General features: G+C 45.2%; 20 protein-coding genes. 17 read left to right on the forward strand and 3 right to left on the reverse strand.

Annotated features, from left to right (window positions below):
• Window positions 1-4: 4 nt before the first annotated feature.
• Window positions 5-709, reverse strand: coding sequence for a hypothetical protein (locus B9N89_RS19670; RefSeq protein WP_132321772.1), 705 nt, complete (start codon window positions 707-709; stop codon window positions 5-7).
• 420 nt (window positions 710-1,129) lie between these two features.
• On the opposite strand from B9N89_RS19670, the gene B9N89_RS31455 reads away from it, so the two are divergent.
• A complete protein-coding gene (locus B9N89_RS31455; RefSeq protein WP_159455502.1) occupies window positions 1,130-1,273 on the forward strand; it encodes a hypothetical protein in 144 nt (47 codons plus the stop codon).
• Window positions 1,274-1,301: 28 nt separating this feature from the next.
• On the forward strand, window positions 1,302-1,673 hold the full coding sequence (locus B9N89_RS19675; RefSeq protein WP_132321770.1) for a DNA-binding transcriptional response regulator: 372 nt from the start codon (window positions 1,302-1,304) through the stop codon (window positions 1,671-1,673).
• A gap of 62 nt (window positions 1,674-1,735) precedes the next feature.
• On the opposite strand, the gene B9N89_RS19680 is transcribed toward B9N89_RS19675, so the two are convergent.
• A complete protein-coding gene (locus B9N89_RS19680; protein WP_132321768.1) occupies window positions 1,736-2,716 on the reverse strand; it encodes a hypothetical protein in 981 nt (326 codons plus the stop codon).
• 358 nt (window positions 2,717-3,074) lie between these two features.
• Between B9N89_RS19680 and B9N89_RS19685 the strand changes: the two genes are divergently transcribed.
• From B9N89_RS19685 to B9N89_RS19700, 4 genes are all read left to right on the forward strand, one after another.
• Window positions 3,075-5,036, forward strand: a complete 1,962-nt coding sequence (locus tag B9N89_RS19685) for a 7TM diverse intracellular signaling domain-containing protein (protein WP_234996133.1) — start codon at window positions 3,075-3,077, stop codon at window positions 5,034-5,036.
• 491 nt (window positions 5,037-5,527) lie between these two features.
• The gene (locus B9N89_RS19690; protein ID WP_132321764.1) at window positions 5,528-7,174 is read left to right on the forward strand and encodes an FAD-binding protein; all 1,647 of its coding nucleotides are present in this window, start codon (window positions 5,528-5,530) and stop codon (window positions 7,172-7,174) included.
• 527 nt (window positions 7,175-7,701) lie between these two features.
• Window positions 7,702-8,286, forward strand: coding sequence for a YtfJ family protein (locus B9N89_RS19695; protein WP_132321762.1), 585 nt, complete (start codon window positions 7,702-7,704; stop codon window positions 8,284-8,286).
• A 238-nt stretch (window positions 8,287-8,524) separates the two neighbouring features.
• Window positions 8,525-9,250, forward strand: a complete 726-nt coding sequence (locus B9N89_RS19700; RefSeq protein WP_132321760.1) for a tRNA1(Val) (adenine(37)-N6)-methyltransferase — start codon at window positions 8,525-8,527, stop codon at window positions 9,248-9,250.
• A gap of 35 nt (window positions 9,251-9,285) precedes the next feature.
• Here the strand turns inward: B9N89_RS19700 and B9N89_RS19705 are convergent, their stop codons facing one another.
• Window positions 9,286-10,320 (reverse strand): alpha/beta fold hydrolase, encoded by a 1,035-nt coding sequence (locus B9N89_RS19705; protein WP_132321758.1) that lies wholly within the window; start codon window positions 10,318-10,320, stop codon window positions 9,286-9,288.
• 240 nt (window positions 10,321-10,560) lie between these two features.
• On the opposite strand from B9N89_RS19705, the gene B9N89_RS19710 reads away from it, so the two are divergent.
• The 11 genes from B9N89_RS19710 to B9N89_RS19760 all read left to right on the forward strand — a co-directional run bounded on the left by B9N89_RS19710 (window position 10,561) and on the right by B9N89_RS19760 (window position 22,073).
• The gene (locus B9N89_RS19710) at window positions 10,561-12,405 is read left to right on the forward strand and encodes a TonB-dependent receptor plug domain-containing protein (RefSeq protein ID WP_132321756.1); all 1,845 of its coding nucleotides are present in this window, start codon (window positions 10,561-10,563) and stop codon (window positions 12,403-12,405) included.
• 85 nt (window positions 12,406-12,490) lie between these two features.
• Window positions 12,491-13,042: an HmuY family protein gene (locus B9N89_RS19715; RefSeq protein ID WP_132321754.1), complete on the forward strand. Its 552-nt coding sequence runs from the start codon at window positions 12,491-12,493 to the stop codon at window positions 13,040-13,042.
• Window positions 13,043-13,073: 31 nt separating this feature from the next.
• On the forward strand, window positions 13,074-13,928 hold the full coding sequence (locus tag B9N89_RS19720) for a heme/hemin ABC transporter substrate-binding protein (RefSeq protein ID WP_132321752.1): 855 nt from the start codon (window positions 13,074-13,076) through the stop codon (window positions 13,926-13,928).
• Window positions 13,916-14,932 (forward strand): FecCD family ABC transporter permease, encoded by a 1,017-nt coding sequence (locus B9N89_RS19725; RefSeq protein WP_132321750.1) that lies wholly within the window; start codon window positions 13,916-13,918, stop codon window positions 14,930-14,932. The genes B9N89_RS19720 and B9N89_RS19725 overlap by 13 nt, the downstream gene beginning before the upstream one ends.
• A complete protein-coding gene (locus B9N89_RS19730) occupies window positions 14,929-15,684 on the forward strand; it encodes an ATP-binding cassette domain-containing protein (RefSeq protein WP_132321748.1) in 756 nt (251 codons plus the stop codon). The genes B9N89_RS19725 and B9N89_RS19730 overlap by 4 nt, the downstream gene beginning before the upstream one ends.
• A gap of 11 nt (window positions 15,685-15,695) precedes the next feature.
• Entirely contained in the window at window positions 15,696-16,727 is a 1,032-nt protein-coding gene (locus B9N89_RS19735; protein ID WP_132321746.1) for a hemin-degrading factor, read from the forward strand.
• A 154-nt stretch (window positions 16,728-16,881) separates the two neighbouring features.
• Window positions 16,882-17,769 carry a ChaN family lipoprotein gene (locus B9N89_RS19740; protein WP_132321744.1) on the forward strand — a complete coding sequence of 296 codons (888 nt, stop codon included), beginning with the start codon at window positions 16,882-16,884 and terminating at the stop codon, window positions 17,767-17,769.
• The gene (locus tag B9N89_RS19745) at window positions 17,762-18,145 is read left to right on the forward strand and encodes a winged helix-turn-helix domain-containing protein (RefSeq protein ID WP_132321742.1); all 384 of its coding nucleotides are present in this window, start codon (window positions 17,762-17,764) and stop codon (window positions 18,143-18,145) included. The genes B9N89_RS19740 and B9N89_RS19745 overlap by 8 nt, the downstream gene beginning before the upstream one ends.
• 40 nt (window positions 18,146-18,185) lie before the next feature.
• Window positions 18,186-18,791, forward strand: coding sequence for an HmuY family protein (locus B9N89_RS19750; protein ID WP_159455503.1), 606 nt, complete (start codon window positions 18,186-18,188; stop codon window positions 18,789-18,791).
• Between the two features lie 157 nt (window positions 18,792-18,948).
• Window positions 18,949-20,961 carry a PP2C family protein-serine/threonine phosphatase gene (locus B9N89_RS19755; protein WP_159455504.1) on the forward strand — a complete coding sequence of 671 codons (2,013 nt, stop codon included), beginning with the start codon at window positions 18,949-18,951 and terminating at the stop codon, window positions 20,959-20,961.
• A 263-nt stretch (window positions 20,962-21,224) separates the two neighbouring features.
• Window positions 21,225-22,073, forward strand: coding sequence for a S1 family peptidase (locus B9N89_RS19760; protein WP_132321736.1), 849 nt, complete (start codon window positions 21,225-21,227; stop codon window positions 22,071-22,073).
• Window positions 22,074-22,123: the final 50 nt, after the last annotated feature.

Genomic DNA, 22,123 nt, shown 5'->3' on the forward strand with positions numbered 1-22,123 from the left:
CTCATCAAAACAATGCTAGAAAAATGATGCCAAAAGAAAGATAGTTCGAGCTGAAGCTGCCACTGCTGGAGGAACTAACGTTGACAACCTCTTTTGTTGATTGATTTATCTGAACGGTTTGGTCCGTTCTTGTTGAATAGCTTTCAAAATTCAGCTTGATTTGGGGGCCCGCTGCTAAAGCAAGCTTACTCCCCAGCAATCTCACTTCGAACTTACGCATACCATCGATTGGCAAAGCCCACCCCCATCCTGAAAGCTTCGTATGGTTTGTGCTGGTAACCGTTTCATCGTTGGTTAGGCTTGTTACCCGAGAAAAGACATTAATGCTGGTCAGAGGGTGAATGGAAAGACCTATGGTAGACTGATAATTCTTATTCCATTGGCTTCGAATCAAAGCGTCTATGCCTAGCTTGAAGTGGTAGCCCTGTCGGGAGACAACGCTAGTCGTATAGCTGACCTCGCCATTACTCATGTGACCGCCAACCATGAAGTGGTGATCCTTTCCCAGGAACTTAAATTTGTACTTGAGTTTGTAGCGTGCGAAGAAGGTTTGTGCGAATTCAGTCATGGTATGGCTTGATTTCAAAACTAGAGTGCCGGAAGAAATGGAGTCCAGAGAAATACCAGCTTCCCAATCCTTGGCTAGTGCCGGGCTTGTAACTAGTAGTTGGAGCAGGGCAATGAGATAGAGACTATTGAATGGCTTCATGCTCGCTAAGCTCTTTGGGGAGGTAGCAGTTGATTAAAAGTTCTGATACATCATTATACCTCAGTCATCAAAAAGATTTTTGGTCTAAGTGTAAGGGATTAGATTCACACAAGACTTTACTTTTTTTTCCAATGCTGTCGATGGGTAATTTTTCGGCGCTGAAGACGGCTTCTATAAGTATAATGAATGGTTGATTATTTTATAAAATTTCGAAGAGGAATGTTTTCGGACAGAAAAACCAAGGCCTTGTAGCTTGTTATACTTTTTACACTCTAGGGAAAAAATCGTTAATGTTCCCGTTGGTTAGCTATCTCGCTCTGGCTCAGGTAAGCCTGTTCTAAAAAAAACACTAAGGTCAGCTAATTATTCCAGACGAACAGGTTTCTAGGACAACAAGACAGCCAAATAGAGGAGGCTTTCATGAATCCAGGTAAGCGGATGGAATTCGATTTTGCGTCTTGGCTCTTAAAGCGCAAGGAGTATCAATACGTGCCTTCTTGGACGTATCAAGAGGAGGAACGAGCGAAACAAGATCGTCGTCGTAAAGCAACTATGAAAGCCTAAGGCTAACGAATCTAGAGGAAAACTAACTATGGCTAGAATTATGATCGTGGAGGATGACCCCATCCTTAGCAAGGTGTTATCGGATTGTTTGGAACTCATTGGTCACGAGCCTGATATCAGTTGCTCAGTGACAAGCTTTACTGAAAAAATTCAGCAGGCTGAATCTTGGGACTTGATAATCACAGACTTTTGTCTTGATACCCATACCTGTGAGATGGTTGTTGAACTTGCTCTAGAGAGTCGAATTCCCGTAATGGTGTTTACAGGCCATGATATTGAAGAGATACGCTCGTTGATTCCTTCACATGTGCCAACGTTTTGCAAGGTTGAATCGAGCCATGTTCGATCTATGGAAAAGATTATTGCCGAGAGTCTTACAAGCCAGCATGGGGTGGCTTGAGATCAAAAGAGGGTTTGTTCTTGATTGAACAAACCCTCTTTTTGTTGTCAATTAACCTTCTGTTACTCAGCAGCTGGCGGCGTGATGTTCAAAGGCAGAGTCCTTAGATAGGCAATCACACCATCGCGCTCTTCAGGGCTAGCAAAACCCCAGCTGTGGGCTACTGTTAGTTGATAGCCAGCGCAGAATGAGTTCGGATTATCGGCATCTGGCGCATAAGCACCGGCTTCGACTGCTCCAATGATCTCTACGTCAGAGCATGTACCGATAAGAAGTGGTGAATGGTCAACACCGTTGGCAGCCTGGTGACAGCTAGCACATGATGGTGATTCAACGCCATTTTCGTCTGTGAACGCTGCGTTGTATCGTGCTTGCCCCAAGTCGATCTGTGCCTGAGTGTAAGAATACACTGTAACGTCTGATTGTACCGTTTGATCACCGTAGGTGAAGGTGATCGAGCTTGGGGTATTGACACCATCAGTAAATGTTGTTGCAGATGCATCGAAGGTTGATATAAAGAAGCTACCTTCGGGTCTGAAGTTCCAAAAACTATTGGTAATAGTTAGATTATCCGCTGCGGCAACGGTAGTTGAATCGACAACTGTTTGAAAATGAGTATCTAGGCCAGTCTCAACTTCCAGGCTCGAAAGAAGGTCTAAGAAGCCCTGAGGATTGATTTGATTTAATGCATCAGCTAGGTTTAGCAATGTGGTTATGTCCCCACTTTCGCAGCCCATGGTGATGACGGCATAGTTTGAAAAAGTTGTCGCAGCATCGACAAAACCTGAATAGAACTTGAAGTTGCCGCCTTGAATCGACGTCGCGGCGATACATCGTTGTGCGTACGCTTTATATTCTTCTGAGAAGAGAGCAGCATGCTCTTCGAAAGGGTCCACGGTTGTTTCCGTTTCGGCATCTGTGGTGGCATCGGCTTCGACCGGCGCAGCAGCTTGATCGCCATCCCCACTTTGTTTTGCTTCGTCACAAGCGCTCAAAACTAGTAATGAGCCCATGACGAATACGAGTCCCCGGATGAGTTTCATTGGTGTCCCCTGTATAATAAAACGTTTCGGGTTAACATTCAAGATGTATGCCGATATAAGATGCTGTAAATATTGTCTAAATTGAGTTTGGAGCTGTCCAAAGCATAGCCAAGCAAGCGCAAATGCGAACGAAGTATCAACTAGCTCACTGAAATCACGATGCTTTTCAGCTGGATTGGCCGTCGGTAGGTGAGTGTCCAAGGTTGAAACGAAACTGTGGTGGGGAAGGGTCTCGATTCGTAATCAAACGCAGGTGTTTCACACTGGGTGCTTGTTTGTAGAATCGGGAATCGGCTCAAATTTTCTTTTATTATGACGATGACTAACCGAATCGGTTTCCTTGAAAAAGGCCCTAGCTTTGCACAACAATTTATGGATTCTCGTCTCCATAGCTTTACTCCTGTCTGAAGCGACAAGCTGGGCTGCGGAGGTTTTGCGTCTCGATGGAAGGCCTTTGAGCCAAGTGGATATCAAGCCTTACACTCAGTTCTTTATCGATGAATCTTCAGCTCTAGAGTTCCAAGAGCTGGGTGAAAAGGAAATTCCTTGGGCCGATATTGAGGGCGAGATGTACTGGGGACATTTGTCACATCCGCTTTGGCTAAAAGTGAAGGTCGAAGCGGAACTTGAGGTGGAACTCGTCTTGGAACACCTGTTTGTGCATACTGATCGCATGGATGTTTGGCATTTTCGAGACAATTACCTTTGGCATTGGCAAGGAGGAGATCGGATTGGCTTCAAAAAATCGATTCCTCATGCCCGTGCTCTATCGTTTCTGATTCCATTGATTGAAGGCCAGCAGACGATCATTATTCGAATCGAGAGCGAGGGAAACGTATCAGGGCGATTTGATGCGTGGACTTACGATGAATTTTCCCATCATGCGATGATCGAACACATTTATATCGCGGCCCTTCTAGGGGCATTGATTGTGACACTACTTTATAACTCCTTTCTCTACCTGTCTTTAAAGCATCGTGAGTATCTTCTATATGTGGGGTATCTAGGCTTCTTCTTCGTCGTGCAGTGTATTTTTACAGGAACACTCCTCAATCATATGGCAGATAGTAGCCTAAAGTTCTGGCTCAATAATGATGGCTTCCACCTATGTATTTTTATAAGCCTGGCATTTTGTGTGAGGTTTACGATCATTTTTCTAAACTTGAAAGATAAAGAGCCTCGTCTGTTTCGCTATCTAAGCTTCTTGTTTGCAGCTCTTATGGGGTACGGGCTTATATCTCTCGCTCTTCCTTATCGTTTTAACAGTCGTGTCGTATTTATAGTTACTGTACTTGCATCCTTGTCCTTGCTCTACTCTGGATTCGTCGCAAGTATCAGACGCTATCGACCCGCTTACTACTATACTCTTGCCTGGGGATTTCTTTTGGGTGGCACACTGATCGTAGCCCTAAAAACTGGTGGAGTGTTGCCCATCAACTTAATCACAAGCTGGAGTCAACTTACTGGGGCTACCATCGAAGCGGTGCTTCTATCCCTTGCTCTAGGAGAACGATTCAATTATATGCAGCGTCGCGCGAGTCAGCAGAAGGAGGCCTATATCCGCGAACTGGTCCAAAAAGAAGAATCTAAAAGGCATAGCTACGAGCAGCTGGAAAAGATGGTATATCCTCATCAAATCGAGCGTATTAAGAATGGAGAGTCCTTAGAAAACACCATGCCATGTGAGAAGAGGAACGCTTTCGTGATTGCCTTTGATATCATAAATAGCACCAACCTTCGTCATCAAAATAAACGAGAGATCTTTAGTGAGTTTTTTGCCCATTGTCACAAGATTATGATGGCAGACTATCGTAAAGATCAGTTACAAGCCCGAGCCTATCGGATCAAGGAGCTGGGCGACGGCTTTCTTTGCTCTGTGGGATTTCCCTTTTGTGTGCCTGATGGTCTAAACCCTGGGGATGTGGCCTTCCAACTCATTCAAGCTTTCTTTCACGAATTCGATCAGCTTATGGCGCGGAATGGTTTGCATGGTGAGAGTCTTTGCTCTGCGGCGATCACATTCGGTGAAGTGGAAGGGTTCTATCCTGTGTCTGGCGTTCTTGAGTATGATCTTTTCGGGCGGCCAGTAATTCTGGCTAGTCGCTATGAAGCGATTCGGAAACGTTTTTTTAGAAATCAATTAGAAGGTCACATTCTAGTGGTTCAAACAGAAGCTTATCAAGAGTTCTCTCAAGATATTAAGCAAAGCCTCATTCGCTTCGATTTATCTCAAGGGGAAAAAATTCGCGATCACCAGGAAGCGACTTCTTTTTACTTTAAATTTATACAACCGACCCAGGCATTACGCTCGATCTCCTAATAAAGGGAGCAAAACCATACTTCCCTGCACCTGAAAATACTCGTCACTCTGCGATTTCTACTATTTCCTCGCACTTTTTAGCCAAGCCTTGTCTCATGGGTTTGTCTCCCCTGGCACTCATCAACAATTGATCAAATGAAAGAAGTCTAAGGCGTTATGCTCCACTAGAGGCTAAAAGTGCGAAACGATACAAGTCTATTGAAAAAAATTGAATCTGAAAATTCCTTATTTTAACGATCATGCAGCTATGTTAGACATCTCCAAAACTTTTAAAGGTCTCTAGCAAACTTTGATAAACGGAATACTCGGGTCTGTTTCAATACTGACTATCAGTTCCCCAGCTTAGGTAGAGAGTTTATAGTTGGAGTTCTACTAGCTCAATGAGCAAAGGAGCAATGGCAGCAAATAATAGTTGTCTGGTAGTTTGTGAGGTGAGCGGCTCGGATATCTTGTAACATTGTTTGCCCTACTCAAGAAAAAGGGAGTTACTAATGAGGATGATGCTAAAGCAATGGTTTCTTGTAGCTTCGATAGCAGGCAGCTATCCAGCCAAGGCTGAAACCACAGGTCTTTGGGATACCAATGTCAACTATGAGCGTACCTTTCAATGCCCCGAAGCAGAAATGATCTCACCAGAAAGTGCCGAAGAAGTCCAGATTATCGTAGGCAGGGCTTTAGTCAGTGGTCGCAAAGTGATGGCTGGGACCAAAAACTTTAATAGCCAGATCGATGCAGCATGCGCTGGCAACCATCAAATTCAAATTACCACTGAGCGACTCAATCGGATTCTGATGATCGATGAAAAAAAACAAGTGGCAAAGGTTCAATCTGGAGTGCGACTCCATGAACTGAATCGTGCGCTACACGAAAAGGGGCTTGCCATCAATATGGTTGCCGAAGGGGGGTTTTTCTCTATCGGAGGGATGCTAGGAAGTGGCACTCACGGTTCAACACTGACCCAGGGAGCAAGCCTTTCAGACTATCTTATCAATGTCACTATGGTGGATGGCCGCGGTAGTATTCGGACTATTGAGGGGCAAGAGCTTGAAGCTGTAAAAGTGAACCTGGGTGTTCTCGGTGTGGTTGTTGACGCAACGCTTCGCGTAGAACCCTTAAAGAAGGTCAAGGCTACGATTGAAAAGGGCAAAGATGACGAAGTTGCAGCAGTGATGAAACGTTTGGCTGAAAACCACTATTCTGCAAATGTTGCTTGGTTCCCAGGACTGCAAGAATACACAGCGACTTTGTATGACTTTGTTCCAAATGATACCCCTGGAAAAGGGGAAAATAATCAAGCTGAACTTCCTGATTGGATGATCAAAGCTTTTAAAACAGCCTATCAGTTTTCAGTGCAACCAAACCGACCAATTGCTGAATGTGCCTTAGCCCAGTTTAGAAAGACTCTACGATCGAAAAGCTATTTTTATGACAATGGCAAGTGGCAGAAAAATCCAGTTGGTTGGTCCGACCAAATGCAATATTTTAAGTGTAACAAGAATGGAACTTGCCCCTGGGATATTCTGCCCATGGTTATCCAGGGATACGCGATTGCCATGGATCAGCTGCCAGAGTGGGTTGCCGATGTAAAAAAGATCATCGATCAACATAGTACATTTTTGAATCGAGTTTGTTTTCCATTAAATGGAATTTACTTTCGGTTTGGTGAGGCGAGTGATGCTTGGATTGCCCCGAGTTATGGTCGTACTAGCGTATTCATCGACCTTGAATACTTTATGAATACTCGCGGGATGACGGATGATGGTGAAGTGGTCGAGGTGCCTGCCCTTCCCAAAAATTTTCATGTTTTGCAAGAAATTGAGCAGCTGACTCTCCAGAAATATCATGCAAGGCCTCACTGGGGCAAGAATCAAGCCGCAGCGTTCTATGGTGTAGGTCAGGGTCACTACGAAAAATGGCAGGATTTTATCGCCTATAAGAACAAGGTTGACCCCTTGAACACATTCTCGAATCCCTGGTGGCAAAGGATTCTCGATAAAGAAAGCCCTCAAATATACCGGTTCCCAAGCTGCGCTCGGGATGGCAATTGCATCTGTGAGACAGACAGCGACTGCGGTGGCGATCTGTCCTGTGTTTCGGGTAAAGTCTGGAAGAAAGCCCGTATTTGCCAAAAAATATAGGGATTCTCGGGGGCAACAGCCCCATTGGTGATGACAATTTCGTCCCGCATTCGGCCAATTTGCTATGGAAGACGTCGTAGGAGTGAATCTAGAATGTGGCTGTTTAAGCCGCATTTTAATCATGTTGAGAGTCCAGTGGCATAAGGTTGGCTTCATCGAACAAACTCAATATGGATGACCCTGCGAGATCTCCATAGCTAACTTGGGTCAATGGGACGGTGCAGAGAGAAAACGATCCTGATTCCAGCTACATCTAATGCCTTCTTTCAACCTTCCCATCTCTCCAATTGACATAAATAAAATTCTTTCATTGCCTTGTTTAGCCCTGTTAAGTGGCAGCAAATTTTGTTTGATTCAAATTGGGGTGTACAATACTCTTTAAAAGTGAAATCTGATTTCTCGCCTCTACCTTTTCACGATCCGCAGCACCTAGGGATCAATTTGTAGCTAGCTTTTTACTGGCTTTGAGCCTGCTTATGGTGTATCCCAGATTCTATGGATATGTGATCAAATGAGGGGAATAACGCATGAACAAATATTTCGCCGTCGCCTGTGCGCTAGGTATCTTATCAAGTTCTACAGCACTAGCAAGCCTTCCAGAGCTTCATAAAAAGCCGAAAACCATTGAGTTACAAGGAGACAAAGGTGGCTTGGTTAAAGATGAAAGTTCTTGGTCTAGCCATAGTTTGCAGAACAAAACCCATCTGCTTGTCTACGTAGATCCCGACGAGTCAGAAATGAATGAAGCTCTGACCCAGCGCTTGAAAAGCGAGAATTTCAACCCGAATGCGTTCAGTTCAGTGGCTATTATCAACATGGCCGCTACTTGGAAACCTAACTTTGCTATACAAAATGTACTGGAAAAGAAACAAAAAGAGTACCCCAATACCCTATATGTTATGGACAAAGACAAAGTCCTAGTAAAAGAGTGGGAGCTTCAAGATGATTCCTATGACGTTATACTGTTTGATCGCGATGGTAAGGTTATCTTCCGAAAGGATGGAGCTTTAAACAAAGATGAAATCGAGAAGGTCGTAAAACTCATTCGCTCCGAGCACGAGGGTGAAGAGCAGCGACAAGCTACTAAAGCTCAGGAGACAAGCAAAGGGTAGTAAGAGTGGGTCTGTGCATCCTCTAAGCAAGAGGATGGGGTAAGACCTGCAATTAAGCCCGAGATTTTGCCAACTAGACCTGGCCCCAAGTCTCCGCTAATGATTTTAGCGTAGGTTAAACTGTTTTTGTAGTTTTCGCAGAATCTAAATCAGCTCTAAATTCCACTCATCTCCCACCTTGTCGTTGCCCTCTCAATCACGCTCTGGTAGAACAAGCCGCTTACGGAGTGGAGGGCCTATGGCATTCAGGTTTCAACAGTTTACAGTGGAGCAAAATCGTTGTGGAATGAGAGTCTGCACCGATAGTAATATCTTCGGAGCGTGGATTGCGCCAAAGCTTGGCGCAAGAACGGCTCTTGATATCGGCACCGGTACTGGACTTTTGAGCTTGATGGTATGTCAGCGTTATTCCAAGTTGTATATTGACGGGCTTGAAATTGACGAGGAAGCGGCAAGTCAGGCACATGTTAACTCTGTTAGCAGCCCATGGGGAGATCGATTTAGAGTCAATCACGGGGATATCAATCAATGGAATGATATCCCGACTTTGAAGCAAAGCTACGATGTAATTTTTTGCAATCCACCATTCTTTGATAGGAGCCTGCTAAGTTTAGATGAAAAACGGCGCTTGGCAAGGCATGAACAGAGTCTGACCCTATATGATCTAATGGAAATCTTAGATAAAAGGCTAGAATGTGATGGCGAAGGTTTCTTGCTACTCCCAGCGACTAGAGAAGATGATTTGATTCTAGCTTCTGCTGGTAAGAATCTATTCCTAAACCAGTTAGTGAAACTGAGATCTCGCTCAAACAAAGAGCCTCACCGAATCATGGTCCGTCTTAGCCGTGAGGAAGGGCGATTTTTAAAGAGCTGTGAAACCATCCTCGACGAGAACTCAGATTACACATCCTGGGTTCAAAGCCTTCTTCAAAACTATCTGCTTCGCTATCAGAAACATGTCTAGGCCGCTCAGCATTTTTGCCAAGCGGCGACCTGCACTTATTCAGCTAAGAACTTAAAGATATCTTGAAAATAGGGGACGCGAATTCGGTCGACTTCTATGAACAGTGAGTGAAATGAGTTTTCATATTGTACCAGCTTACAGCTAGGAGCTTCGGCACATACTTTTTCTTGGCCGCCTGGAAGAGCAAAATCGTCGTCTGAGGCTTGCAAAATAAGGAGTGGTGTCGAAATCTTCTTTATCTGCCAACTCTTAGTCATCCTTTTGGTGGCATCAAGGACCTCTTTCACCCAGTTATTTGAAGCCCCGGCTCGGCTCCCCCAACCTAAGGCTTTCATCTCTGCAATGTAGTAATCGACCCGTGCTTTAGAACGGGATTCATTGAAAGTATCGATTGTCCAGGTTTCCGGGTCGTTGGGGCCTTCTCCTGGAGCCCATTTTTCTCCAAGTCCAATAAGGACAGCACTACCAACAATTCCGCGGGCAATTAACTTGGGATAAGGGTCAGTTGGAATCTCATGCATGGGGGCGCTGAGTACTGCTTTTGCCACTTTCGGGTTTGGCTCTCCTTGGAGATAGGTGGTAACAACTGCGCCGCCCATGGAGTGACCGAACAAGTAGATTTTATCAAAGTCGCGACTGGCAAGCTCGACCACTTGAGAGAAGTCTTTCACATAGTTGTCCCAGCGATCCACATGACCAACATCTGGGTTTTTTGCTATCAGATCGGAGGCACCATGACCACGATGGTCGTAGGCGAAAATAGAGTATCCCGCCTGGTAGAAGTCGTAGATTGTTTCTTTGTATCGGTTAATATTCTCGACAAAGCCATGGGCCATGACAATGGCTTTGTCCCCGTCTTGTAGGAAGGTTCGAAGTCTCAGAGAGAGCCCTTTCTCTCCAGTAATCCATTGCTCATCACCAGATTCAAAAAATGGTTCGAGTTCTTGCTCAGCAAAGCCAGAAAACTCTGTTTCACGATTCAGGTCTTCTGTAGCTGGAATGGTAGCACCAAAGGCCAAGGTGGGCGAGAGGTAGGCGAGTAAGGAAGCATACTGAACTGACTTAAACATAAAAACCTCATTTGGTAGGGGGTTCTCTTCAGTTGTTTGAAAAAGCGAACAGAAGATAACGAAGTGGCGTACGCAATTCAAGGAAAATCCTAACTTAGAGGCCTTCGCGGGCGTAGGTTTTCCCTATCCCTCTGTTTCTCAATTTATTTTTTCTCAAGTTTTCCAAAAAAAAGACGATAGTGATATTGATAATGATTTTCATTATATGTATACTGCAGCTCGATCAATTGGAGGGGACCCATGCAACACGCAGTATTAATTATGCTTTTAATGGCTCCGGGGATTGCCCTAGCCATGGAAAATATGACGATTATCGACCGAAGGCTCGAAAATTTTTCAGAAACCAGAACCAAGACAATGATCATAAGTCGTGATGAGATCGAGTTGAGTGGGGCGACCAACCTCTCGGGCTTGATGGAAAGCTATCCAGGTTTTCGAGTGATGGATGGCCATCGAGGCAAAACTCTGACTCTATATGGAGTGGGAGGGAAGTATATCAAGATCATGATTAATGGGGTGCCCCTATTGGGTCGACTTAATGGTGAATATGATATCAGTAGGATCAAGCTTGATCGTGTCGAGCGTATCGAGATTATCAAAGGCCCAAGCTCATCTCTTCATGGTTCAGATGCTATGGCTGGAACCATAAATATCATCACTCGTTGGGGAACTTTGAAGGAGGTCGAAGTAATGGCTCGTGGTGGGTCGCTCGGCGAACGTGGACTAAGTGCTCAAGCCGTCTATAACACCGATGACCAAGGGTTGCAGATTCAGGGTGATCGCTACATAAACCCTGGTTATGAACGCAATGACGATACGGGCACTTTGAAGACTCCGGACCTTGACGAAGTAGGGCTTGGTATTCAATTCTCACAGGACTTAGGGCGTTGGGGTGAAACCGTTTTCGTCAACCAATATCAGAATCGGCGGATTGGCATTACAGACGCTAATCCTATTAGCCGTGCGGTCATTGACCGGAGTAATGACATTCACCTCCTCTCATCCATGATTCAGCACACATATAATAACGATCGTACTGGTCAGGTTAAAGTTAAGGCGAGCTACGATCGATATGATGACGCTTATGAACTTGACCAACGAGGCGCTAATATCCTCGATACCAAAGAGGATACTTTAGAAACAAGCCAATCAGTGGGCCTAGCGTGGGATGAACAGATTTCTCATCACAGTTTATCAGCTGGCTTCGATCAAACCGAAACTAGCTTTGATTCAGATCGAGTTGCTGGTGACAGCAAAGAGAAATCCGTGACGGATCTTTATATCCAGGACGAGGTGAATTGGAGAAAGTTAACGGGCGTATTTGGCACTAGGCTAGAGAACGATGGTCAGTTTGGGCAACATCAAAGCAGTCATGGCTCTCTAGCCTACCAACTGACAGATCACCTTCAGCTCTCAGCAACCTATAGCGAAGGCTTCAGAGCCCCGAGTTTTAAGGAGCTGTATATGAACTTCGTCAATACATCTGTAGGCTATGAAGTGACAGGCAATCAAGATCTGGAGCCGGAAACATCTCAATACACATCTCTCAATCTAGAGGGGCAATGGACTCGCTTGCGCCTTGCCTTAACTGTTTTTCAAAATGACTTCGATAACTTAATTGTAACGACACTGAATTCAGAGTCCACTCCGATTAGCCCTATGTATCGCTATGAAAATATTCAAAAAGCTCGCTATCAGGGTTACAGTGCTGAATTACAGATTTACGGCAATCAGTACTATAGCATGAAAATGAGCCACAGTGAGATTGATTCCCGAGATCGTGAATTGGATCGTCAGATTCAAGATCGGCCCCGACATCGCAGCAAGCTTGCAGTTACCGTCCACCCTCATCAATCTCTAGACCTTTTGCTAAGTCTTAATCACTTCGGAAAACGAGTGTTCTATAGGGAGGCAGAAGATCTATGGCAAGACCCATACGTCAGCGGCCGATTGGCAATTCAATATAAGGTGAATCAAACTTGGCAGCTAGGATTGGTCGGTGACAATCTTCTCGATGAGGGTGATGCTCGGTACCTCCCTATCAAGCCTAGATCCTATAGTGTTTCGGTGAGGGCACGGTATTAGTGCCTTAACTATATTTTTGAATCGATTTTCAAATAATCTTTTGAGGCGTTGTGCCTACTACTGACCAACTTTGGGGGACCCGACTATGAAAATGATTGTGACTTTAGCGTTACCGCTACTTATTCTGCAAGGGTGTGGTGATTCAGGAGATGATAGCCAGGAGCAAACCATCAATGAAGCTACGGACTTAACCAGCAACGATAGCATAAGCATCGACGCTACTGCGGAAGATGCCTGGATTTACCTGGACTTAGACCAAGATACCCTTGCCGTAGATGAAGCGGGACCATGGGATATTGCGATTCAGAGATACCGTATCAAGCTTAACCAGGCTTCTACTCCACCCACTGCCGCAGCGATCCTAGAAGGAAGTATTGGTTCAGTTTCGAGCCCGGGCCGGGATGCATTTCAGGTTGATCAAGAGGCTGAGAAACCAGAGGATGGTTATGTGTTCAATGGCGAGGATGCTTGGTACGACTATGATATCAATAGCCACGTCTTGACGCCAAAACCATCTCGTGTCTATGTTGTCTATACTACCGATCATCAGCTTTATGGCATGAGCTTTCTTGGCTACTATGACAACGTTGGGACTCCAGCCCACGTGAGCTTTCAAATTCAGAAAATTGAACCTTAGTCTATCATTGAATTAATGAAGAGGAAGACCTATGAATTTAAAAAAGATAGCGGTGACATTGGCCAGCGTGATGCTATTGAGTACAGGCGTACAGGCTAAAGAACAACGTTTGGTTGCCATCGGTGGTAGTATTACTGAAGTCATCTGTGCCTTGGGCCATTGTCAGGATATCGTTGCTGCCGATGCGACTAGTGTTTATCCTAGTGATCTGCTCGAAAGAGTCCCGAATTTGGGGTACTATCGCCAGTTGAGTGCAGAAGGGGTTGTAAAACAGAAAGCAGATCGAATCTTTATGATCGACAGTGCTGGACCCATAAAAGAAGTTGAGAAACTCAAAAGCCTAGGCATCCCAATTGAAACTCTAAGCTCTAAAAAAACTGTGGAAGCTGCAGAAGATAGAATTCTGAAGCTTGGAGCCAAGCTGAATAAGGCAGATCAAGCTAGGGAGCTTATCAAGCAGATGAAGTCGGATCTTAGTAGAGCCAAGGTAAAAGCTAAGACCATTCGTCCGGGAGTAAAAATCCTATTTATTTATTCTCGAGGGCGCGATCGCATGATGGTTGCAGGGCGTGACACCGGGCCGGATGAGATGTTTCGAATCTTAGGACTTAAGAATGCATTTCCCGGCAAGGGTTTCAAGCCTGTATCAGGTGAGGCAATTATGAAGCTTAACCCTGACGTGATTGTATTTCCTGAAAACAGCAAAGAAAAAATGACTGTTCAAGAGATTCAGCAGATGATCCCTGGAATCAAGTATACCGCGGCAGCAAAACAAAAACGTATTCTCTTTATTGATGATCTTAAATTTTTGGGTTTCACTCACCGTCTTGGGGAAGCTGCCCTTGATCTTATCCGAGGTTTGGAGTCCCTACAATGGCGATCATGATCGTCTATATGAAACAGTACTCTGCTTTTTTTCTAATAGCTATGCTGTTTCTTATGAGTGGGATCTACCTTCTGGATGACTGGCCTCGGATCGAGGCCTGGGTTACGATTTCCCAGCTCCTAGAGCAAGTCGATGTTCAGTTGATTTTGCATCTGCGACTGCCGAGACTGATCATGGCCATCTGCAATGGATTACTTTTGTCCCTGGCAGGGGCTTTGACTCAGGCTATCTTCAAAAACCCTTTGGCTGCTCCCAGCCTTGTTGGAGTCTCAACAGGAGCCTCGCTATTTGCGGCCTTCTTTATCTTCGCAAGTAGCCAACTCGCTCTAGGTTTCTTGGACGGTGTATCGATTCCCATGGCGGCCTTTGTAGGGGCAAGCCTAACATGTTTGATGGTCTTTCGACTCAGCTGGATTGCTGGTAAGAGCAATCTCGCTATATTGATACTCGCCGGTGTCGCTGTGAATGCCGTTTGCGGGGCGCTACTAGGCTTTTTGATATTCTCGGCCGATGATGAGAGCCTGCGATCAATCAATTTCTGGTCTCTTGGAAGTATAGGGTCGCAGGAGTGGTCGGCAGTCCTCATCACAGCGATAACAACGGTGATAGTTGTTATCTTTAGCTTTCGCTTCGCAGATGCCTTGAACGCGATATCCCTCGGGGAAAGTGTCGCCCGACACCTGGGATTTTCAGTGGAAAAGATCAAGGTTCAAACGATTGCCCTGATTGCCTTGAGCGTTGGCGTTTCGGTGTCATTCTGTGGCTTGATAGGGTTTGTGGGGCTTGTTGTGCCCCATATAGCACGGATGATATGGGGAGCAGAGAATCGGCAAGTGTTGAAGGGGTGTGTGATTTTAGGCCCGAGTCTTATCCTACTTGCTGATTACGTAGCAAAAACGGTGGTATTTCCAGCGGAGTTACCGATTGGAATCGTTACGAGTGGTGTCGGTGGACCTTTCTTTATGTATCTCCTCCTTCGCTATAAGAAACGGGGGCACTTATGATTCAAGTTCAACACCTTAGCTTTGGCATTGGACATACAAAGATTCTTCGCAATATCAACCTTGAGATAAGGGCTGGCGAATTTGTGGCGATACTGGGTCCTAACGGCTCAGGAAAGACCACTTTGATGAAGCATTTAACTGGTGATCTCAAGGCCGAGCAGGGCCAAGTCTTTCTCAAACAGAGGGCTATTCAAGACTACAGTCCCCAGGACTTGGCTTTAACCCGTTCGGTGCTTGAGCAGTCACTGATAGCGAGTTTTCCATTCATCGGCCGACAGATCTTAAAGATGGGGATGATGAAGCCAGATCAAGCAGCGTGGAACCACGGGGTTCGTGTGTTCGAATTGACTCATCTCTTAGACAAGAAGATCACTGAAATGTCTGGAGGGGAAGTCCAGCGTATCAACGGCGCTCGGGTTTACCTGCAAGCCCTAACGAAAGATCAGGGTTTTCATAGTATTTTCCTTGATGAGCCTACATCTGCTCTAGATATCGGTTTTCAGATCAAAGTGATGAGGAATTTTAAGAGGCTTTGTGAAACGGGAAACTATGCCGTATGTGCTGTCTTACATGATTTGAATCTAGCAAAGTTACTGGCAGATAGAATTGTTTTGATGAAGGACGGCCGACTTGATTTTGTGGGCTACCCTGAAGAGGCGCTTAGCCCAGAGCGACTTTGCTCAGTATTTGACTTAAATCTAGATGACCTTAGCAGTCATTCTCATATTCATCCATTCACGAAATCCCAATAAAGGAAAGAACTATGACACATGTAGCTGAAGAGATAAAAAATCGATGGCAGGAATTTAGTAGCCAGAATCCCAAAGTACGGATTTTCGATGCGGCCAAGCAGCTAGAGGTTAGTGAGGAGCAATTACTTCTCATTGACGAGAATCAGAGCGTGATACCACTCGTGGCAGACATGCCTCGGATCTTGAAGTCTATCAGAAGCTTAGGAAAAGTTATGGCTCTTACCAGGAACCCTAGTTGCGTGATTGAAACCAAGGGGGTCTATGATAAATTAGAGTTTCATGGACCCATGGGGCTTGCCCTGAACCCAGGAATCGACTTACGATTGTTTCTCCGCAATTGGCGCCATGCGTACGCTGTGGAGAGTCGCAAGCAAGATCGTACTCTAAGGTCGATTCAATTCTTCAATCGCTTTGGGGAAGCGGTCCATAAAATTTACGCTTTAGATCAAGAGCAGCAGCAAGCCTTTGAACAGATTAGTCAAGATCTTCGGGATGATCGTGACTTTGGATTCGTTTTGGTTGAATCAAAACCGGAGGCACAGTCTTCGAAGCCTTACGATAAAAAACTGTTTCTAGAAGAATGGGCTCAGCTGAAAGACACACACGAATTCTTCCAGCTTTTGAAACGGCATGGTTTGCTTCGGGTTGATGCGATGAAAGCAGCCGAAGGAACTTATACGGAAAGACTGCCATTGAGTGCCTTAGAGGTCCTCTTCCAAAGAGTCGTTGAGCAACAGCAAGACTTTATGGCTTTCGTGGGCAACGATGATATGATTCAAATATTCACCGGGAAAGCTCAGACCTATCGAAAGATGGGCTCTTGGTTGAATTTTCTCGATCGCGAGTTCAACCTTCATTTTAATGCCCAAGATGTAGGTTCAGTATACAAAGTGACTAAACCCAGTGTCGATGGCGACATCACCAGCCTAGAGATCTATAGTCATGAGGGCCAGCTTATCTGTCAGTTTTTTGGTGAACGCAAGCCGGGACAGCCTGAACTAGAGTCTTGGCGGAACCTACTGGCGACAGTAGCTGCCCAATAAAAAAACTTGCTGCTGGTCACTTACCAGCAGCTTGCCTGCCTTTCATCATGAGATCCTATCAATCCAGACATAGCGACATCGAAATTCGTTGACAAGAATTCTAAATATGATAATGAGAATAATTATCATTTAAACGAATCCTACGGAGGACTTTATGAGTCGTTGGATAGTAACACTTATGTGTCTTGGTTTGTTTTCAAGCACAGGCATGGCACGCATCATCGATCTTAATCATGGCAAAGAGGTGAGCCTTGGTGATCTAGCTTCTGAGGGACCAATCTTTGTGGTGGGAGAGCAGCACTACACCGATGAAATCCAGAAGGCTACAGCAAAATTAATTGCCGGTATCGTTCGCAGCCAAAAAAACCAGAACTCCTTTGATTTTGGCTGGGAGTTTTTGAATATCGACCAAAAAGAGCAGGTGAACATGGCTCTCAAACGCTATTGGAACAAGGAAACCTCTACAAAAGAGGCTTTGGGGGAGCTGCTCGGGCCCTACGAGGGAAATCAGAGCTACGGGGTCGTTTTAGAGGCCATACGGCGCCTCAATGGTTCTGTGATTCCATTGAATCTATCGCGATCTATCAAGAGTCAGGTTTCTCAAGGAGGCATGGAAGCGCTCGACCCAGAGTGGCTTCCCCAGGATTTCGCCTTGGGATCACTGTCATACTACGAAAGATTCTTAGATGCTATGGGTGGTCATGGCGGAGCCCAAGTTGATAACTACTTTGCGGCTCAGTCTTTGGTGGATAATACGATGGCAAAAGAACTTCTTGCTGAGCGTCAATTTCCTCTATCATTCCTTCTTTGTGGTAGCTTTCACAGTGACTATCGCCACGGAGTCGTCGAAGAACTAGAGCGTCGCTCGCCGTTTAATCCAACAGTGATTACTTTTGTTTCGGACCATGGCCAAACTACCGCTGAAATCATCTCTGAGCTTCAGGATGAGCGCTATGGGCTGAGGGCAGATTTCGCTGTCGCAGTAAAGTCAAATAATCAGCTAAACCCTGAATTACTTACGCAGGAGGTCTCCCATGATTGAGTTTGAACGAGCGATCCTAGAGTGCGATGGCCTAAAATTAGATTTGGAGAATTACGAAGCGTTCCATGAAGAGCGTTCATTGCATCTAACACTCAGCGAATTTCGGGTCTTATCAGCGCTACTCTGGAAGGTTGGAGTGGTGCGATCCAGACAACAGCTTCTGCGGACCATCGCTCCGAATCATAAGATCATTCCTCGTAATATCGATGTCCATATCCAGGCTTTGAGAAAAAAACTAGGGCCTATGGGGCAGGCTATACACACTGTTAGAGGTCTTGGCTATAAATGGAATTCTCATTCTCAAGAGGCAAGTCCCACTTTAATTGAAGGTTTTACAAAAAAACACCTTGTAGAAAACTCTGGGTATGCGGTATGAAAATGATAATGAGAATAATTATCATATAAGGACATCTCAAATGAAGTTATACTATGCCTTACCACTTTGTTTACTCCTAGCTTGTGGATCAGAGCAAGGTAGTGAACGATCGGGCAATGAGTCGAACGATACGGCACTAGCACGAGAGAATACCAAGCCAAGCTCAAGCAGGGAATCTACAGAACGAATCGCTGCAGAGCCAGTTACAGTTACAGTGGATGCCTCGTCATATGAGAACCCAATCTTCCTTAAGTTCGAAGAAGGGTTGATTGTTGCAGAGCAAGACTCGGCTTGGGATCTCAGTGTCAAGCGCACTCAGTTTCAGACTAATTCCGGAACTAGTGGCGATGGTGCAATCGGAGTGTTTCATAGCGGTAAAAAAGATTTCGAGGCTGTTAACGAATGTGTATTTGATGCCCTGGCTTATGACGAAGAACTTCCAGTTCCAGGCCCCCCTGGATCAGGGACTTTTTCCGGAAATCCAATACTAAACGATTGGTATGATTATGATTTTGCGACTCACAGTGTCACATCCAAAGGCGATGTGTATCTGGTGACTGACGAGAATGTATGTTTTAAGCTTCAAATACTCGGCTATAGCCGAGGTGTCTTTGAGATTCGTACGGCAAGCCTCCCTTTGCCGTAGGAACGTTACTATTGTCGTAGACGGAACCCAGTAAGCGTTTATGAGCCTGTTGATAGTTCTCAGCAGGCTCTTCTCGTTAGTACGGGTGAATTTGCCTATCTCTAAAACCCCAAGAATTCCGAATGAAAAGGGACGGTCTTTTACTCAGAGCTGGGTTGTGAAAGTCAAACCTTTAAATTTAGTCTTTCTGCTCCTGGGAGCTCTAGCAACGGGTAGCAGCATTAGCTATGCACAAGATCGAGTTTTAGTAGACTCGACTCTCGACCTCAATGAACTAACCATGGGTAAGGCTTATGTGCGACCGACTGGCAAGATTCAATTCATTCCGGAGCACTTCGTAAACGCGGCAAATTATGCCGATAGTATTTCTAAGGCAGTCGAGGTTCCAATCGGGGAGAGCTGGACGACGGAAGCTGGTCTTAGTGGGGTGTCCTATGGCACCTATATTTTAAAATTAAATATTCCAAAGTCTCTAAGCCTCATCGCTTGGCAAGAGAATATTGGGCTGAATGCAGCATTTGAGGTAGAGGTCTTAGAAACAGGGGCAATTGTTGCCTACTCTGGTAAAATAGGCACTAGCCGTGAGACGGAGCTTCACTGGTGGCTCAGCCGGACCTACCCTATCTATACCCACGAAAATTCTGAACTAACCCTGCTCATTCGCGTGAGTAGCTTCAACTTCAATGCGAGAGGCATCTTGATCCCGCCAAAGATCGGCCATTATGAGATTCTCATTCGAGAGACATTTCTCAACCTGCTCGGTAGGGTATCTGGTTTGGCGGTACTGCTATTGCTTGGGCTCTATCATTTACTCTTTTACTTGAGCCGTCGACAAGGGGATCTTACGAGTCTTTACTTTTCCTTAGGCTGCTTCGTCATGGTATTCCGACAATTAAGTGCCGATCGTATTATAGAATCACTGTTTCCTGGTGGGGCCGCTGCCTACGATCAGATCAATTTTCGAATCCTCTACTCAACTATGATTCTAGTTCCACTTTTGATCTTTCAATACTACAAACATCTTATAGAGGGCTTTCTGATCAACGATCGACTGGCGAAGGTTGCAATGATCTTATCTTTGATACCACTTATTTATCCTTTTGTTGCACCAGACTATCCATCCGTCAGACAGTTTGTCACATGGTTTGAAATTTATGATCTATTAGCGGCAGTTGCGCTGGTCGGCCTTCTCATTTACCATAGCCGACATAATGTTAAACATCGCGTTGAAGCTAGGATTAACCTTGGCTTTTGTATGGTGTTTGTCATCGCACTGATAAATGATGTTGGCTACGCCCATTATCTATGGGAAACCGCCAATACCATGTATTTTGCACTTATCGCGATGTTCCTAGGGCAAGCTATCTTACTAGCGGATAAGCATCATCGTGCGGTTGGGGTGCAGATTCACATGCAAGAAGCAAAGATTGTGCAGAGTGCCTTCCTGCCAAATGAAAAAAAATTTGGACCGATCGAAACCGAATCCTTCTATCAAGTGGCTGATCAGCAGGCCGGAGGTGATTACTTCGATTTTGTTTTCGATTCAGATAACCAAAGATTTTTTGCCTTTGCGGGGGACGTTACTGGGCATGGAGTTGCTTCGGCGTTGGTAACAGGAGCGGCTTCCGGAGCTATCAAAAGCTTTTTCACAAGAAGTGATGTGATTGATAAAGCCCCTATACCTTTAGTTCTTCAAAGCCTCAGCAAGGGCCTGAATGAGGCAGTTCTAGCTGTAGGCGCAAGGGCTGATAGGCTGATGACTATGGCGATGATCGGTATTGATTGCAAGGCGAATCGTGCCTATTACTGCAACGCTGGTCACCAGCCAGCCTATCATTTTTCGCCAAAGAATCGAAAGCTGCATAGCTTATGTGCTCCATCCCAACCATTTGGTTTGGATCGAAACATTTCGCTAGCAGTAGAAGAGTTTGCCTTGAGTAGTGATGACAGAATCTTTATGTATACCGACGGTCTGATCGAAAATGGAGGGCCGAAAGGAGAAAGGCTGAAGAAGCGACAACTGCTTTCGGTTCTTAAGTCGAGTTCTTCCATTGAGGAGGCGAAGGCTGCTCTCTTAGAATTGACTGCCAAAACTTGGAAGAACTTCCCGCCCGCTGATGATACCACATTTCTTTTTATGGAATATTCACAAAGTCCAGAGGTCGAATGATTCTAAGGCTCAGACTTGACCCCTATCTGTCTATAAAAATCGTTCATCCTTGAAAAGAAATAAAACACTGAGGTTTCATGAACTAGTTAATCTAACTAGAAAATCGTCATGAAAGTCGCATCAGTCATACTCCAGGGTATAGGGTAGATGGCGTGATTTCCTAGATACAGCGGGAGATTTTCAGTATTGACCAAAAATGAGATAAAGAGAATAACCAATACCAATGCAATCAGTAAATTTTTAATAACAATGATGAGGATGGTATGACTCACGTGATCAGAATTCCAGTAGCACTCGCCGCCGTTGCAACTCTCTCGTTCTCTTGTGGAGTAGAACAAACGTCTGATTTGGAAATCCGAGGAGGAACCGTTGTCTCTGATGGTGATCTTACTGCTGTGCGGATGTCGACAGTAGCTCTTACCACAGATGTAGCTGGTTCCAGCGGGCAATCTCCATTATCACAAGGAAAATCATTTTGCTCGGGAACCATTATTGGAATGAGGACTATTGTAACAGCAGCTCATTGCATTCAAGCCCTTGAGGGACGTACGACCAAAGGAGATTTGCTTTTCCCTAAGGCTGAAGACTATCTCGTTCATTTCGATACCGAAGTTTCCAGTGGCGGAGATTATATCAAAGCAGCGGAAGTGATTCCACACCCTGATTGGAATCCAAGTCAAACCCTTTCGCCATTCCCTAGCAGTCGCCCCAACGATATTGGGTTAATCATCCTTTCCGAGGATATTCCAGACTACATGGTGCCCGTTGAAATTGCTGATGCTGGGCTTGAAGTTAGAGGCGAGAAAGCTGTCTTAGCTGGATACGGAGTGACACGGGGTCGTAACACCAATGACACTGGGGTTCTTCGTACTCTTGAAAACAGCTTCAGTAGTGAAAGCAGCAATATCGCACGAGTCAGTCATGGCTCTTGGTTCAAAGGAATCTGTGCTGGAGACTCAGGTGGCCCAGCTTATGCCGAGGTTGATGGAGAATTACAGCTTGTAGGTGCTGCAAGCACTGGGATCGAGATTCCGCTCTTGGGCTGTATTGGCAGCAATAGCAACTCAACTGATGTACGTTACTACAAAGACTGGATCAACTCCAATAAGTAGTTGCTGCGATTGTAGGCACTAATATCTCTGAATCCTCTGAGAAAAATTTT

This window comes from Pseudobacteriovorax antillogorgiicola (assembly GCF_900177345.1).
Classification (GTDB): domain Bacteria; phylum Bdellovibrionota_B; class Oligoflexia; order Oligoflexales; family Oligoflexaceae; genus Pseudobacteriovorax; species Pseudobacteriovorax antillogorgiicola.

Excerpts from the sequence above, each read along its gene's own strand:
- B9N89_RS19670 (WP_132321772.1), bottom strand. The coding sequence starts at position 709 with ATGAAGCCATTCAATAGTCTCTATCTCATTGCCCTGCTCCAACTACTA.
- B9N89_RS31455 (WP_159455502.1), top strand. The coding sequence starts at position 1,130 with ATGAATCCAGGTAAGCGGATGGAATTCGATTTTGCGTCTTGGCTCTTA.
- B9N89_RS19675 (WP_132321770.1), top strand. The coding sequence starts at position 1,302 with ATGGCTAGAATTATGATCGTGGAGGATGACCCCATCCTTAGCAAGGTG.
- B9N89_RS19680 (WP_132321768.1), bottom strand. The coding sequence starts at position 2,716 with ATGAAACTCATCCGGGGACTCGTATTCGTCATGGGCTCATTACTAGTT.
- B9N89_RS19690 (WP_132321764.1), top strand. The coding sequence starts at position 5,528 with ATGAGGATGATGCTAAAGCAATGGTTTCTTGTAGCTTCGATAGCAGGC.
- B9N89_RS19695 (WP_132321762.1), top strand. The coding sequence starts at position 7,702 with ATGAACAAATATTTCGCCGTCGCCTGTGCGCTAGGTATCTTATCAAGT.
- B9N89_RS19700 (WP_132321760.1), top strand. The coding sequence starts at position 8,525 with ATGGCATTCAGGTTTCAACAGTTTACAGTGGAGCAAAATCGTTGTGGA.
- B9N89_RS19705 (WP_132321758.1), bottom strand. The coding sequence starts at position 10,320 with ATGTTTAAGTCAGTTCAGTATGCTTCCTTACTCGCCTACCTCTCGCCC.
- B9N89_RS19710 (WP_132321756.1), top strand. The coding sequence starts at position 10,561 with ATGCAACACGCAGTATTAATTATGCTTTTAATGGCTCCGGGGATTGCC.
- B9N89_RS19715 (WP_132321754.1), top strand. The coding sequence starts at position 12,491 with ATGAAAATGATTGTGACTTTAGCGTTACCGCTACTTATTCTGCAAGGG.
- B9N89_RS19720 (WP_132321752.1), top strand. The coding sequence starts at position 13,074 with ATGAATTTAAAAAAGATAGCGGTGACATTGGCCAGCGTGATGCTATTG.
- B9N89_RS19725 (WP_132321750.1), top strand. The coding sequence starts at position 13,916 with ATGGCGATCATGATCGTCTATATGAAACAGTACTCTGCTTTTTTTCTA.
- B9N89_RS19730 (WP_132321748.1), top strand. The coding sequence starts at position 14,929 with ATGATTCAAGTTCAACACCTTAGCTTTGGCATTGGACATACAAAGATT.
- B9N89_RS19735 (WP_132321746.1), top strand. The coding sequence starts at position 15,696 with ATGACACATGTAGCTGAAGAGATAAAAAATCGATGGCAGGAATTTAGT.
- B9N89_RS19740 (WP_132321744.1), top strand. The coding sequence starts at position 16,882 with ATGAGTCGTTGGATAGTAACACTTATGTGTCTTGGTTTGTTTTCAAGC.
- B9N89_RS19745 (WP_132321742.1), top strand. The coding sequence starts at position 17,762 with ATGATTGAGTTTGAACGAGCGATCCTAGAGTGCGATGGCCTAAAATTA.
- B9N89_RS19750 (WP_159455503.1), top strand. The coding sequence starts at position 18,186 with ATGAAGTTATACTATGCCTTACCACTTTGTTTACTCCTAGCTTGTGGA.
- B9N89_RS19760 (WP_132321736.1), top strand. The coding sequence starts at position 21,225 with ATGACTCACGTGATCAGAATTCCAGTAGCACTCGCCGCCGTTGCAACT.